The 13159-nt window shown below is 55.9% G+C and carries 23 protein-coding genes; 22 read left to right on the top strand and 1 reads right to left on the bottom strand.

Annotated elements, in window-relative coordinates; all coding sequences use genetic code 11:
- Positions 1 to 2 precede the first annotated feature (2 nt).
- The 22 genes from rplP to dsbD all read left to right on the top strand — a co-directional run bounded on the left by rplP (position 3) and on the right by dsbD (position 12373).
- Positions 3 to 422: a 50S ribosomal protein L16 gene (rplP, locus tag OX462_RS26170; RefSeq protein ID WP_034753201.1), complete on the top strand. Its 420-nt coding sequence runs from the start codon at positions 3 to 5 to the stop codon at positions 420 to 422.
- 12 nt (positions 423 to 434) lie between these two features.
- On the top strand, positions 435 to 626 hold the full coding sequence (gene rpmC, locus OX462_RS26165; protein WP_010394412.1) for a 50S ribosomal protein L29: 192 nt from the start codon (positions 435 to 437) through the stop codon (positions 624 to 626).
- Entirely contained in the window at positions 623 to 895 is a 273-nt protein-coding gene (gene rpsQ / locus OX462_RS26160; RefSeq protein WP_010394415.1) for a 30S ribosomal protein S17, read from the top strand. Before rpmC ends, rpsQ begins: the two co-directional genes overlap by 4 nt.
- A 253-nt stretch (positions 896 to 1148) precedes the next feature.
- Positions 1149 to 1517, top strand: coding sequence for a 50S ribosomal protein L14 (gene rplN / locus OX462_RS26155; RefSeq protein WP_008444317.1), 369 nt, complete (start codon positions 1149 to 1151; stop codon positions 1515 to 1517).
- A gap of 9 nt (positions 1518 to 1526) precedes the next feature.
- Positions 1527 to 1841, top strand: coding sequence for a 50S ribosomal protein L24 (rplX, locus tag OX462_RS26150; protein WP_034753204.1), 315 nt, complete (start codon positions 1527 to 1529; stop codon positions 1839 to 1841).
- Between the two features lie 6 nt (positions 1842 to 1847).
- Positions 1848 to 2387 (top strand): 50S ribosomal protein L5, encoded by a 540-nt coding sequence (rplE, locus tag OX462_RS26145; protein WP_010394421.1) that lies wholly within the window; start codon positions 1848 to 1850, stop codon positions 2385 to 2387.
- Between the two features lie 2 nt (positions 2388 to 2389).
- Entirely contained in the window at positions 2390 to 2695 is a 306-nt protein-coding gene (gene rpsN / locus OX462_RS26140; RefSeq protein ID WP_010394423.1) for a 30S ribosomal protein S14, read from the top strand.
- A 14-nt stretch (positions 2696 to 2709) separates the two neighbouring features.
- Positions 2710 to 3105 (top strand): 30S ribosomal protein S8, encoded by a 396-nt coding sequence (gene rpsH / locus OX462_RS26135; protein ID WP_034753208.1) that lies wholly within the window; start codon positions 2710 to 2712, stop codon positions 3103 to 3105.
- Between the two features lie 10 nt (positions 3106 to 3115).
- The gene (gene rplF, locus OX462_RS26130) at positions 3116 to 3649 is read left to right on the top strand and encodes a 50S ribosomal protein L6 (protein ID WP_065310145.1); all 534 of its coding nucleotides are present in this window, start codon (positions 3116 to 3118) and stop codon (positions 3647 to 3649) included.
- 13 nt (positions 3650 to 3662) lie between these two features.
- Positions 3663 to 4025, top strand: coding sequence for a 50S ribosomal protein L18 (gene rplR / locus OX462_RS26125; RefSeq protein WP_010394431.1), 363 nt, complete (start codon positions 3663 to 3665; stop codon positions 4023 to 4025).
- Positions 4026 to 4034: 9 nt separating this feature from the next.
- Positions 4035 to 4553, top strand: a complete 519-nt coding sequence (gene rpsE, locus OX462_RS26120; RefSeq protein WP_010394433.1) for a 30S ribosomal protein S5 — start codon at positions 4035 to 4037, stop codon at positions 4551 to 4553.
- 10 nt (positions 4554 to 4563) lie between these two features.
- On the top strand, positions 4564 to 4743 hold the full coding sequence (rpmD, locus tag OX462_RS26115) for a 50S ribosomal protein L30 (protein ID WP_010394435.1): 180 nt from the start codon (positions 4564 to 4566) through the stop codon (positions 4741 to 4743).
- A gap of 30 nt (positions 4744 to 4773) precedes the next feature.
- Positions 4774 to 5205, top strand: coding sequence for a 50S ribosomal protein L15 (gene rplO, locus OX462_RS26110; RefSeq protein ID WP_034753211.1), 432 nt, complete (start codon positions 4774 to 4776; stop codon positions 5203 to 5205).
- Positions 5206 to 5237: 32 nt separating this feature from the next.
- Positions 5238 to 6572: a preprotein translocase subunit SecY gene (gene secY / locus OX462_RS26105; RefSeq protein WP_010394438.1), complete on the top strand. Its 1335-nt coding sequence runs from the start codon at positions 5238 to 5240 to the stop codon at positions 6570 to 6572.
- An 18-nt stretch (positions 6573 to 6590) separates the two neighbouring features.
- Positions 6591 to 6809: a translation initiation factor IF-1 gene (gene infA, locus OX462_RS26100; RefSeq protein WP_005663428.1), complete on the top strand. Its 219-nt coding sequence runs from the start codon at positions 6591 to 6593 to the stop codon at positions 6807 to 6809.
- Positions 6810 to 6851: 42 nt separating this feature from the next.
- The gene (gene rpmJ, locus OX462_RS26095; protein ID WP_010394471.1) at positions 6852 to 6965 is read left to right on the top strand and encodes a 50S ribosomal protein L36; all 114 of its coding nucleotides are present in this window, start codon (positions 6852 to 6854) and stop codon (positions 6963 to 6965) included.
- Positions 6966 to 6979: 14 nt separating this feature from the next.
- On the top strand, positions 6980 to 7345 hold the full coding sequence (rpsM, locus tag OX462_RS26090) for a 30S ribosomal protein S13 (protein WP_046681666.1): 366 nt from the start codon (positions 6980 to 6982) through the stop codon (positions 7343 to 7345).
- Between the two features lie 17 nt (positions 7346 to 7362).
- Positions 7363 to 7767 carry a 30S ribosomal protein S11 gene (gene rpsK, locus OX462_RS26085; RefSeq protein ID WP_010394475.1) on the top strand — a complete coding sequence of 135 codons (405 nt, stop codon included), beginning with the start codon at positions 7363 to 7365 and terminating at the stop codon, positions 7765 to 7767.
- A 259-nt stretch (positions 7768 to 8026) separates the two neighbouring features.
- A complete protein-coding gene (rpsD, locus tag OX462_RS26080; RefSeq protein ID WP_010394478.1) occupies positions 8027 to 8650 on the top strand; it encodes a 30S ribosomal protein S4 in 624 nt (207 codons plus the stop codon).
- A gap of 111 nt (positions 8651 to 8761) precedes the next feature.
- Positions 8762 to 9739, top strand: coding sequence for a DNA-directed RNA polymerase subunit alpha (locus OX462_RS26075; protein ID WP_008444343.1), 978 nt, complete (start codon positions 8762 to 8764; stop codon positions 9737 to 9739).
- Between the two features lie 133 nt (positions 9740 to 9872).
- Positions 9873 to 10265 (top strand): 50S ribosomal protein L17, encoded by a 393-nt coding sequence (gene rplQ, locus OX462_RS26070; RefSeq protein WP_034753219.1) that lies wholly within the window; start codon positions 9873 to 9875, stop codon positions 10263 to 10265.
- Positions 10266 to 10423: 158 nt separating this feature from the next.
- Complete coding sequence (gene dsbD, locus OX462_RS26065; protein ID WP_083293628.1) at positions 10424 to 12373, top strand: protein-disulfide reductase DsbD; 1950 nt, start codon at positions 10424 to 10426, stop codon at positions 12371 to 12373.
- A 112-nt stretch (positions 12374 to 12485) separates the two neighbouring features.
- On the opposite strand, the gene OX462_RS26060 is transcribed toward dsbD, so the two are convergent.
- Entirely contained in the window at positions 12486 to 13019 is a 534-nt protein-coding gene (locus OX462_RS26060; RefSeq protein ID WP_175445264.1) for a Spy/CpxP family protein refolding chaperone, read from the bottom strand.
- Between the last annotated feature and the right edge of the window lie 140 nt (positions 13020 to 13159).

Raw genomic sequence — 13159 nt, 5'->3', positions numbered from 1 at the left:
TCATGCTGCAACCAGCACGCAGAAAGTATCGTAAAGAGCAGAAAGGCCGTAACACCGGTATTTCGCACAGCCGCGGCACCGCCGTGTCGTTTGGCGAATTCGGTCTGAAGGCAGTTGCGCGCGGTCGTATCACTGCGCGTCAAATTGAAGCGGCGCGTCGTGCAATGACGCGTCACATCAAGCGCGGTGGCCGTATCTGGATCCGTATTTTCCCGGACAAACCGATTTCGAACAAACCGGCTGAAGTCCGTATGGGTAACGGTAAAGGTAATCCTGAGTACTACGTCGCTGAAATTCAGCCAGGCAAAGTACTGTACGAAATGGATGGCGTTGATGAAGCGCTGGCACGGGAAGCATTCCGTCTTGCCGCCGCTAAACTGCCACTGGCGACGACGTTTGTCATCCGCCAAGTCGGCCAATAATTGGAGTTGTATATGAAAGCATCTGAACTCCGCGGCAAGGACCAGCCAGCTCTGCAAAAAGAGCTGAATGACCTGTTGAAGGCACAGTTCGGCCTGCGCATGCAAATCGCTACGCAGCAGCTGAGCAACACTTCGCAGCTCAAGAAGGTACGCCGCGATATCGCGCGTGTGAAGACGGTAATGAATCTGAAGGAAGCCAAATGAACGAACCAGTGAAACAGTCGCTCAAGCGCACGCTGATCGGTAAAGTGGTTTCGGACAAGATGGACAAGACCGTTACCGTTCTGATCGAGCGCCACGTAAAACATCCTTTGTATGGCAAGATCATCATGCGCTCGAACAAGTATCACGCGCATGACGAGACCAACCAAGTCAAGGCCGGTGACACGGTCGAGATCCAGGAAGGTCGCCCGATCTCCAAAACGAAGGCATGGACGGTGACACGTGTGGTTCAAGCCGCACCAACCGTTTAAATAAAAACCACCGTTTCGGCGGTGGCTTTTAATTAGTACTTGCAGGCCCGCAAATTGTATGTAATACTTGCGGGCTTCGTTCATGTAACGCCGCAAAGTGTCTGGCCACAGACAGTAGCATTCGCGGTCAGTTGATGTATGAAGGTCATGCACCCAAACAGTGAAGCCCAGCAGGGCGGCTCTGGCGGGACCAAGACTGACCGTGGGTCTACATTGTGTGGATTCTTCGGCTTAAGTTGGGAAAGAGAATACTATGATTCAAACTGAAAGCCGGCTCGAAGTGGCTGACAATACCGGTGCCAAAGAAGTAATGTGCATCAAGGTATTGGGCGGCTCCAAGCGCCGTTATGCTGGCATTGGCGATGTGATCAAGGTAACCGTTAAGGTTGCTGCGCCACGTGGCCGTGTCAAAAAAGGTGAAATTTATAACGCCGTGGTTGTGCGCACCGCTAAAGGTGTTCGCCGCCAAGACGGTTCCCTGGTGAAGTTCGACGGCAACGCCGCCGTTCTGTTGAACGCCAAGCTGGAACCGATCGGTACCCGTATTTTTGGACCTGTCACGCGCGAACTGCGCACTGAGAAGTTCATGAAAATCGTGTCCCTGGCACCGGAAGTCCTGTAAGGAGTCGTAATGGATAAGATTCGTAAAAACGACGAAGTCATCGTTCTGACCGGGAAAGACAAGGGCAAACGTGGTGTGGTACAGCAGCGTATCGATGCTGAACATATCGTGGTTGACGGCATTAACATCGCTAAAAAAGCGACTAAGCCAAACCCGATGACTGGCGTAACTGGTGGTATCGTCGATAAGACCATGCCAATTCACGTGTCCAACGTTGCATTGTTTAATGCAGCGACTGGCAAGGCAGATCGCGTGGGTTTCAAAGAAGTGGACGGCAAGAAAGTTCGCATCTTTAAATCCTCCGGCGAAGTAGTGAAGGCTTAAGAAATCATGGCACGTCTCCAAGAATTCTATAAAGAAAAAGTCGTTGCCGACCTGACCAGCAAGTTTGGTTACAAGTCGGTAATGGAAGTTCCACGCCTGACCAAGATCACCCTGAACATGGGTGTTGGTGAGGCTATCGCGGATAAAAAAGTTCTCGAGCACGCAGTTGCTGACTTGACCAAGATCGCCGGCCAGAAGCCAGTGACCACCAAGTCCCGCAAAGCGATCGCAGGCTTCAAAATCCGTGAAGGTTACCCGATCGGTACGATGGTCACCCTGCGCGGCGCTCGCATGTACGAGTTCCTGGATCGCTTCATTACCGTGGCCCTGCCGCGCGTACGCGATTTCCGTGGTGTGAACGGCCGTGCATTTGATGGTCGTGGCAACTACAACATCGGTGTCAAGGAACAGATCATTTTCCCTGAAATCGAATACGACAAGATTGACGCGTTGCGCGGTATGAATATCAGCATCACGACAACCGCTAAGACCGATGACGAAGCCAAAGCTTTGCTCGCCGCCTTTAAATTCCCTTTCAGGAACTGATCATGGCCAAACTGTCACTGATTAATCGTGAGATCAAGCGTGCTGACCTGGTGGCGAAATTCGCCCCTAAGCGCGAAGCTCTCAAGGCCATCGTCGATGACCAATCGAAATCGGAAGAAGAGCGCTACGAAGCTCGCCTGAAATTGCAGGCGCTGCCACGTAACTCGAACCCGACGCGTCAACGTAACCGTTGCGCCATCACTGGTCGTCCGCGCGGCACATTCCGTAAATTCGGTCTGGGTCGTATCAAGCTCCGTGAATTCGCCATGCGTGGTGAAATTCCGGGTATGACAAAAGCAAGCTGGTAATAGGAGAATATGCAATGAGTATGAGCGATCCTATCGCCGATATGCTGACCCGCATTCGCAATGCACAAGGCGTGCAAAAGACGACCGTGGCCATGCCATCGTCGAAAGTCAAAATTGCGATTGCCAGCGTCCTGAAGGACGAGGGTTACATTGAAGATTTCGCTGTTGCCGAAGCTGGTGGCAAAGCGGAACTGAAAATCGGTTTGAAGTATTATGTTGGCCGTCCCGTCATTGAGCGCTTGGAGCGCGTGTCCCGTCCGGGTCTGCGCGTCTACAAGGGTAAAGACGAGATCCCTGTTGTGATGAATGGCTTGGGTGTGGCGATCGTGTCGACTCCGCAAGGCGTCATGACTGACCGCAAAGCACGCGCTACCGGTGTCGGCGGCGAAGTTATTTGCTACGTGGCTTAAGGAGTTACACATGTCTCGAGTAGCTAAAATGCCTATCGTAGTGCCAGCTGGCGCCGAAGTCGCCATCTCCGCACAAGCGATCACCGTAAAAGGCCCGCTGGGCGTACTTTCCCAGGCCCTCACCGGCCAGGTCAAAGTGGAAAACAATGCAGGAACCCTGAGTTTCGACGTGGCGAACGACAGCCGCGAAGCCAATGCCATGTCCGGCACGCTGCGCGCACTGGTCAACAACATGGTTGTTGGCGTCACCAAGGGTTTCGAGAAAAAGCTGAACCTGGTAGGCGTGGGTTACAAGGCGCAAGCTCAAGGCGACAAGTTGAATCTGTCCCTGGGTTTCTCGCACCCTGTAGTGCATGACATGCCAGCCGGCGTTACCTGCGCAACACCAACCCCGACCGAGATCCTGATTAAAGGTATCGACCGTCAACAGGTTGGCCAGGTAGCCGCTGAAGTTCGTGCTTACCGCTCCCCTGAGCCTTACAAGGGCAAGGGCGTTCGCTATGCGGACGAAGTGGTTAAGCTTAAAGAAACCAAGAAGAAGTAATTAGGGGCTGACGATGGATAAGAAAGAATCACGGCTTCGCCGCGGACGCCAAACCCGCATCAAGATTGCGGAATTGAAAGTAAATCGCTTGTCGGTGCACCGCACCAACCTGCACATTTACGCCAACCTGATCAGCCCGGACGCTAAAGTCCTGGTTTCGGCCTCGACGGCTGAAGCGGAAGTTCGCGCTGAACTGGCAGGCCAATCCGGCAAAGGCGGCAATGCCGCTGCTGCAGCCTTGATCGGCAAGCGCGTCGCTGAAAAAGCGTTGAAAGCAGGGATTACCGAAGTTGCGTTTGACCGCTCCGGTTTCCGTTACCACGGCCGTGTGAAAGCGTTGGCAGAAGCCGCACGCGAAGCCGGTCTGAAGTTCTAAGGATCAATCATGGCAAAAATGCAAGCAAAAATGCAAAGCGACAAGCCGGATGATGGCATGCGCGAAAAAATGATCGCGATCAACCGCGTGACCAAAGTGGTCAAGGGTGGTCGTATCATGGGTTTCGCCGCGCTGACCGTAGTTGGTGATGGCGATGGCCGCGTCGGCATGGGCAAGGGCAAATCGAAAGAAGTGCCAGTTGGCGTGCAGAAGGCAATGGAAGAAGCCCGTCGCAACCTGATCAAAGTACCGCTCAAAAACGGCACCTTGCATCACACGGTTGTTGGTCGTCACGGCGCCTCCAAGGTCCTGATGAACCCAGCTAAGCCTGGTACTGGCGTTATCGCTGGTGGCGCAATGCGCGCTATCTTCGAAGTGATGGGCGTGACGGACGTGGTGGCGAAATCCACCGGTTCGAACAACCCATACAACCTGGTACGCGCTACGCTGGACGGCCTGTCGAAAATGAGCACTGCTTCCGATATCGCTGCCAAACGCGGCAAGTCGGTCGAAGACATTCTGGCTTAAGGTGGACAAAATGACAAACACAGTCAAAGTGCAATTGGTCAAGGGCTTGATCGGTACGCGCGAATCGCATCGCGCTACCGTGCGCGGTCTGGGTCTGCGTCGTGTAAATTCGGTTTCCGAATTGCAAGACACCCCATCCGTACGCGGCATGATCAATAAAGTATCGTATCTCGTTAAAGTTGTCGGGTAAGCCTTCGGGCTTACACGAACGGAGCAAATCATGGAATTGAATACTATTGCACCAGCCGAAGGCGCTAAGCACTACAAGCGTCGCGTCGGTCGCGGTATCGGCTCCGGCCTGGGTAAAACCTCGGGTCGTGGTCACAAAGGTCAGAAATCGCGTTCGGGCGGCTTTCATAAAGTCGGTTTCGAAGGCGGTCAGATGCCTCTGCAACGCCGTCTGCCTAAGCGCGGTTTCAAATCGATGCACGCAACCTTCAAAGCTGAAGTGCGCCTGTCCGATCTGAACAACCTGGCTGTTGGCGATGTCGACATTCTGGTCTTGAAGCAAGCTGGCGTTCTGGGCGTGTTGGCCCGTGACGTGCGCGTGATCTTGTCCGGCGAAATCACCAAAGCGGTGAATTTGAAGGGCTTGAAAGTGTCCGCTGGCGCGAAAGCCGCCATCGAAGCAGCCGGCGGCTCGGTAGCCTGAGTTGACCGCTAACAGCTTGATCGGAGCGAAAATTGGCGACTAATCCACAACTTGCTAAAAGTGCAGCGGCCGGTTTCCCTTGGGGACGGCTCTGGTTTTTGCTTGGCGCATTGGTGGTTTATCGTATCGGTGCTCACGTCCCGGTTCCCGGGATTGACCCGACACAATTAGCCTCGCTGTTCAAGGAGCACGAAGGCGGCGTCCTGGGCATGTTCAACATGTTCTCGGGCGGTGCCTTGTCTCGTTTTACAGTGTTTGCGCTGGGTATCATGCCTTATATCTCGGCCTCGATCATCATGCAATTGCTGTCGATCGTGTCACCGCAGATGGAAGCGTTGAAAAAAGAAGGCGAAGCAGGTCGTCGCAAGATCACCCAGTACACCCGGTATTTCACGGTTGCCCTGGCACTGTTCCAAGCGTTAGGCATTGCAGTCGCACTGGAGTCGCAAGCTGGTCTGGTGTTGGAACCTGGTCTTGCATTCCGCTTCGTGACGGTCGTCACTTTGTTGACCGGAACAATGTTTTTGATGTGGTTGGGTGAGCAAATTACCGAGCGTGGCTTGGGGAATGGCATCTCGATCATCATTTTTGCCGGGATTGCAGCAGGTCTGCCGTCGGCGTTGGGTGGCTTGTTCACTCAGGTGTCGAATGGTTCGATCGGCAGCTTCAGCGCGATTTTCATCGTGATTCTGGTAGCACTGGTAACGTACTTCGTTGTATTCGTTGAACGTGGTCAGCGCAAAATATTGGTCAATTACGCGAAGCGCCAGGTAGGCAACAAGATTTATGGCGGTCAAACCAGCCATTTGCCGTTGAAGCTGAACATGGCCGGCGTGATCCCGCCGATCTTTGCTTCTTCGATCATCTTGTTCCCGGCCACTATCGTGGACTGGTTTTCAAAGGGCGCCGACAACGCTAACCCTGCGGTGCGGTTCTTGAAAGATTTGGCAGCATCGATGGGGCCTGGTGAGCCTATCCATGCGCTGTTGTACGCAGTGGCGATCGTGTTTTTCTGTTTCTTCTATACAGCGCTGGTATTTAACAGCAAGGAAACAGCGGATAACTTGAAGAAAAGCGGTGCGTTCATTCCCGGGATCCGTCCAGGCGAGCAGACAGCCCGTTACATCGACAAGATCCTGACACGCTTGACACTTGCCGGCGCAGTCTACATCACCCTGGTGTGTTTATTGCCGGAATTTATGCAAGCCCAGTGGAAAGTACCATTCTATTTCGGCGGTACTTCTTTATTGATTATTGTAGTTGTCACCATGGATTTCATGGCGCAAGTACAGAACTACGTGATGTCGCAGCAATATGATTCACTGCTGCGCAAAGCAAATTTCAAGGGCGGAATTCCGACGCGTTAAGCGCGGTAAACATACCGAATGGCAAAAGACGACGTCATACAGATGCAGGGCGAGATTCTTGAGAATCTCCCAAATGCAACATTTCGAGTGAAGCTGGAGAACGGACACGTGGTGCTCGGGCATATTTCAGGTAAAATGCGGATGAACTATATTCGCATTCTCCCTGGAGACAAGGTGACGGTGGAGTTAACGCCGTACGACCTGAGCCGAGCCCGCATTGTGTTCCGTACCAAGTAACACACTGAATCAAACCAAAGAAGCGAAAGAAAGAGCCCCAAAATGAAAGTTCTCGCATCAGTCAAGCGGATCTGCCGCAACTGCAAGATCATCAAGCGCAAAGGCGTAGTCCGCGTAATCTGCGTGGAACCACGTCACAAGCAGCGTCAAGGTTAATCGAGGAATAACAAATGGCACGTATTGCAGGGGTTAATATCCCAAATCATCAGCATACCGTTATCGGCCTGACGGCCATCTACGGTGTGGGCCGTCCACGCGCAGAGAAAATCTGTGCATCGACCGGTGTAGCAACCAACAAAAAGATCAAAGATCTGGATGACAGCGAACTGGAAAAGCTGCGCGATGAAGTAGGTAAATTCATCGTCGAAGGCGATCTGCGTCGTGAACTGTCCATGAACATCAAGCGTTTGATGGATCTGGGTTGCTACCGCGGCATGCGTCATCGTAAGGGTCTGCCTTGCCGTGGCCAGCGTACGCGTACGAACGCACGTACCCGCAAGGGACCGCGTAAAGCCGCTCAATCGCTGAAAAAATAATCCGCTAGGGAATAATTATGGCTAAGTCGCAAAATAACGCCGCATCAGCACGCGTGCGTAAAAAAGTTAAAAAGAACGTCGCTGAAGGCATCGCACATGTCCACGCATCGTTCAATAACACCATCATTACCATCACCGATCGTCAAGGCAATGCCTTGTCGTGGGCTACCTCCGGCGGTGCAGGCTTCAAGGGTTCGCGTAAATCGACCCCGTTCGCAGCGCAGGTCGCCGCGGAAGCCGCTGGTAAAGTGGCTGTTGAGTGTGGCGTCAAGAACCTGGAAGTACGTATCAAGGGCCCAGGTCCTGGTCGTGAATCCGCCGTTCGCGCGCTGAACAACCTGGGCATCAAGATCACCGAGATCCAGGACGTGACGCCGGTACCGCACAACGGTTGCCGTCCACCGAAACGTCGTCGTATCTAAGATAGTGTTGCAGAGGGCGCTTCGGCGCCAGCTGCTTTGCTGTCTGTTGTAACTCAGTACAGTTGTGTGAAAACGCTGGAGCAGGGAGCCGGAAACGGTTATACTGCCCGGCTGTTCTTGCCTGTCAAATTCTGTTTGACGGGTTTTTCGTTTTCAGCCACCGTCTGATTGAAACCAAATCAGACTAGCGCCTAACCGCATCAGTGTGTTTGATCATGCATGTGGCTGGGGCGTTATCATTTAAAAAAAAGGAAGTATCGTGGCACGTTATATCGGACCTAAAGCAAAACTTTCCCGCCGTGAAGGTACAGACCTGTTCCTCAAGAGCGCCCGCCGCTCGCTGGACAGCAAGTGCAAACTGGACGTCAAGCCAGGCCAGCACGGTGTCAAATCCGGCGCCCGCACCTCGGACTACGGTAACCAACTGCGCGAAAAGCAAAAAGTCAAGCGCATGTACGGCGTGCTGGAACGTCAATTCCGCCGCTACTTCGCTGAAGCAGACCGTCGTAAAGGCAACACCGGCGAAACGCTGTTGAAGTTGCTGGAAACGCGTCTGGACAACGTTTGCTACCGCATGGGCTTTGGCTCGACCCGCGCTGAAGCGCGTCAATTGGTCAGCCACAAGGCGTTCACCGTGAACGGTATCGTTGTGAACATCGCTTCGTACGCAGTCAAAGTTGGCGACATCGTTGCTGTTCGTGAAAAATCGAAAAAGCAAGTGCGTATCGTTGAAGCACTGTCGCTGGCTGAACAAGTTGGTATGCCTAGCTGGGTTTCGGTTGATGCCAAGAAAATGGAAGGTACCTTCAAGTCCCTGCCAGAGCGTAACGAAATCGCTAACGACGTCAACGAATCGCTGATCGTCGAGCTGTACTCGCGTTAATAGTAGTCAGTAGCAAGATCTCCGCCCACTTTGCTTTTGTAAAGTGGGCGTTTCACTAATGCCATCAGCCTTATCGGTGTAATGAGCCGAGGGTATTGAAAAGGACATTTCATGCAAAACAGTTTGTTGAAGCCACGTATTATCGATGTTGAAGCTCTCGGTGCAGGTCACGCCAAGGTCGTGATGGAACCGTTCGAGCGCGGCTATGGCCACACATTGGGTAACGCGTTGCGCCGCGTTCTGCTGTCGTCGATGGTAGGCTACGCGCCGACCGAAGTGACGATCGCTGGCGTCGTCCACGAATATTCCTCCCTCGATGGCGTGCAGGAAGACGTCGTCGATCTGTTGCTGAACTTGAAGGGTGTGGTTTTCAAAGTCCACAACCGCGATTCGGTAACCCTGACCCTGAAAAAAGAAGGCGAAGGCGCGATCCTGGCCTCCGACATCGACCTGCCGCATGACGTCGAACTGATCAACCCTGACCACGTGATCGCCCACCTGACCGCTGGTGGCAAGCTGGACATGCAGATCAAGGTTGAAAAAGGCCGCGGCTACGTTCCTGGTAACGTGCGTCGCCTGTCGGAAGACACGAACAAGACCATCGGCCGCATCATTCTCGATGCATCGTTCTCGCCAGTGCGCCGCGTATCGTACTTCGTTGAATCGGCCCGCGTTGAACAGCGTACCGACCTGGACAAGCTGATCATCAACATCGAAACCAACGGCGTGATCTCGCCGGAAGAAGCGATCCGCCAGTCGGCCCGCGTCCTGGTGGACCAGTTGAATGTGTTCGCTGCCCTGGAAGGCACGGAAGCTGCCGCCGAAGCGCCATCGCGCGCTCCGCTGGTCGATCCTATCCTGTTGCGTCCAGTCGACGACCTGGAGTTGACCGTGCGTTCGGCGAACTGCCTGAAAGCGGAAAACATCTACTACATCGGCGACCTGATCCAACGTTCGGAAAACGAACTGCTGAAAACGCCAAATCTGGGCCGCAAGTCCCTGAACGAAATCAAGGAAGTGCTGGCATCGCGCGGCTTGACCTTGGGCATGAAGCTGGAAAACTGGCCGCCTGCCGGCCTGGAAAAGTAATTCGTAGTTGTAGCAAACTGCCTGGGACAGGTGTCCCAGGCTTTTATTTTGTAGTACCAAACCGGCCCGCGATGAAGCTTCTGCCTCATTGATCGAAGAGCTGGAATTTAAACACTCACCGAAAGGATTTATCATGCGTCACGGTCACGGCCTCCGTAAACTGAATCGTACCTCGTCCCACCGTCTGGCAATGCTGCGCAACATGACAGTATCGCTGCTGCGTCACGAAGCGATCAAAACCACCCTGCCAAAAGCAAAAGAACTGCGCCGCGTTGTCGAGCCAATTCTGACCCTGGGCAAAACCGACTCCCTGGCAAACAAGCGTCTGGCCTTCAACCGCCTGCGCGACCGTGAAATGGTCGTCAAACTGTTCGCTGAACTGGGCCCACGTTTCGCCAACCGTAACGGTGGTTATGTGCGTATCCTGAAAATGGGTTTCCGCGTCGGCGATAACGCTCCTATGGCGTTCGTTGAACTGATGGATCGTCCAGATACGACCGAAGCAGTTGAAGTTGCTGGCGAGTAATCCCAGTAATTGCATCTGAGAAAGCCAGGCCTAGCCTGGCTTTTTTGTTTTCTGCTGCAGCTATCCTTTCAGCGGTGTACTATTCTTCTTTCGCGCCGGCCCGGCACAAGCGCTGCCTGCTCCGCGCGTCCTCTGTCGAATGGTCGAAAAGGTAGTTCATGTCCCGTTTCCCCTCCAGCGCCTCCGCGCGCGCCGCTCCATTACATCAATTGCTGATCTGGCTTGCCGCCTGTTTGCTGCTGGCCATGGCCGTCTTCGGCGCCAGTCATGCCCGCGCCGACGATGAGTTCCTCGATCCGGAACTGGCGTTCAAGTTTTCCGCCCGCATGCAGGATCCGTCCACCATCGCCGTCACCTACGTGATCGCCGACGGCTACTATATGTACCACGAGCGATTCAAGTTCGAGGCCGTGGGCGCCAAGCTGGGCACGCCCGTGTATCCGGCTGGCAAGGTCAAGTTTGACGATACCTTCCAGAAGAATGTGGAAACCTTCCGCAAGACCCTGACCATCACCATTCCCGTTGAGGCGGCCGGGGCGTTCACCCTGAAGGCGACGGGCCAGGGCTGCTCCGACAAGGGCCTGTGCTATGCGCCGCAGGATGCGACAGCCCAGCTGGTGGGCGGGGGCGGCGGCCAGAGTGTGGCGCCCGGCGCGGGCCTGCCGTCGAAATTCGCCTTGCCCGCCGCGCCCGCAGTCGATACGGCTGCCATCAACGGTCCGCAGGCGCAGGCGTCGCCCGGTGTGTCCGTGCTGAGCATTCCCCAGGCCGATATCACCAGCACGTCCGAGCCGGTAGCGGCGGCGCCCGTGGCGGCAAGCGCCGCACCCGCGCAAAGCGAGATGGGCAAGATCGAGGCGGCCCTGAAGGGCGGCAAGCTGCTCGTCATCGTGCCCCTGTTCATGCTGCTGGGCCTGGGGCTGGCGTTTACGCCGTGCGTGCTGCCGATGGTGCCGATTTTGTCGTCGATCATCATCGGCGATGGCGCCAAGGTCAGCCGCTCACGCGGCTTGCTGCTGTCGCTGACCTACGCGCTGGGCATGGCCATCGTCTACACGGCGCTGGGCGTGGCGGCTGGCCTGGCGGGCGAAGGCCTGGCGGCGCAACTGCAAAACCCGTGGGTGCTGGGCTTCTTTGCCTTGCTGATGGCGGGCCTGGCCTTGTCGATGTTCGGTTTTTATGAGCTGCAAGTGCCGGCTTTCCTGCAAGGCAAGCTGACGAGCGTATCGAACCAGCAATCGTCGGGCCGCCTGGCGGGCGTGTTCGTCATGGGCGCCATTTCCGCGCTGATCGTGGGGCCCTGCGTGGCCGCGCCGCTGGCCGGCGCCTTGCTGTACATCAGCCAGACGCGCGACGTCGTCATCGGCGGCAGCGCCCTGTTTGCCATGGCCGTGGGCATGAGCGTGCCGCTGCTGCTGGTGGGTGTGTCGGCCGGCACCTTGCTGCCGCGCGCTGGCGCGTGGATGGATGCCGTCAAACGCTTCTTTGGCGTGCTGCAGCTGGGCGTGGCCTGGTGGCTGGTCTCGCCCGTGCTGCCGGGTGCCGTGCAAATGCTGGGCTGGACGGTCTTGTTCGTCGGCTACGGCATGTATCTGCTGGTGGGCAAGAGCGGCGCGCAACACGCCTGGGTGGCCAAGGCCTTCGGCCTCGTATTTGCCGTGCTGGGCGCGATGCAGCTGGTCGGCGTGGCCAGCGGTGGCCGCGATCCGCTGGCGCCGCTGGCACACCTCGGCGGTGGCCAGGTGCACGCACAACCGTTTACACGGGTAAAGACCGTGGCGCAGCTCGATGCGGCGCTGGCGCAGCTGGGTGGCAAGCCGGCCTTGCTGGACTTTTATGCGGACTGGTGCGTGTCGTGCATCGAGATGGAAAAGCTGACCTTCGTCGACCCCGCCGTGCGCGCGAAGATGGGGCAAGCCGTGCTGCTGCAGGTGGACGTGACGGCCAATGACGCGGACGACAAGGCCATGCTGAAACGTTTTCAGCTGTTCGGCCCGCCGGGCATCATCATGTTCAACCCGCAGGGGCAGGAAATCGCCCAGTCGCGCGTGATCGGCTTCCAGAACGCTGCCACCTTCCTGACTTCGTTGCGCAAGCTCGAGCAGTAGGAGGGGCAGGTCGGGTAGCTCGGGTTAGCCCGTCAGGGCGTAACCCGACGCCACCGCATACGTCAACCATGTTGTCGGATGACGCGGCGTTGCCGCTAATCCGACCTACGATTTACCCTGCTTTCGGATGCTGCTGCATGCCATGGTGGCCACCGCGATGGCCGCCGTGCCGGCCGGCCGGCACGCTGTCATCAAACACTTTCTTTTGCTCCGGCGTCAGCACGGCGTAGAAAGTCTTCAGTGCAGCCAGGCGGCTTTCCTGGTCTGCAATGCGTTCCTTCGACATGGCGATCCATTGTTCCATGCGTTCCGGCGCCGACAGCTTGGCCATCGCTTCGTGCCTGGCTTTCCAGTCGCCCATCGGTTTTTTCGGCGCATTGGCGGCCGTGAACGTGGCCCAGGCCGGTTCCTGGGCGGCCGTCAGCTTCAGCTTGTCATGCAGGCGGCCCTGGTACTTGGCCATGCGCTCGGCCGGGTTGCCATCGCGGTGCTGGCCGCGCTGGCCTTCATGTTGCATCTTGGTGCTGGCCGCAGGCGCGCTGGCGGCCGCTTCCTGGGCGTGGACGGTCAGCGATGCCGCACCCATGCCGAGTACGCTCATGGCGATGATCAAATTCTTGCGCAAGGTTGTCATTGAGGCGTTCATCTGGATTCCTTTGTAAAAGTGAGGGATGTACATGTTGCTGCACATGAATCCATGTTGGACGCCCCATGTTTCCCCGAAGTGTCCGCTGCCAGACAGTTTGTATCTATATGTTTCTTCGGGTCTTCTATATACAAGACGAT

Origin of the sequence: Janthinobacterium aestuarii, assembly GCF_046113285.1 — a bacterium.
Classification (GTDB): domain Bacteria; phylum Pseudomonadota; class Gammaproteobacteria; order Burkholderiales; family Burkholderiaceae_D; genus Janthinobacterium.
This window is presented reverse-complemented; position numbering and strand designations above follow the sequence as displayed.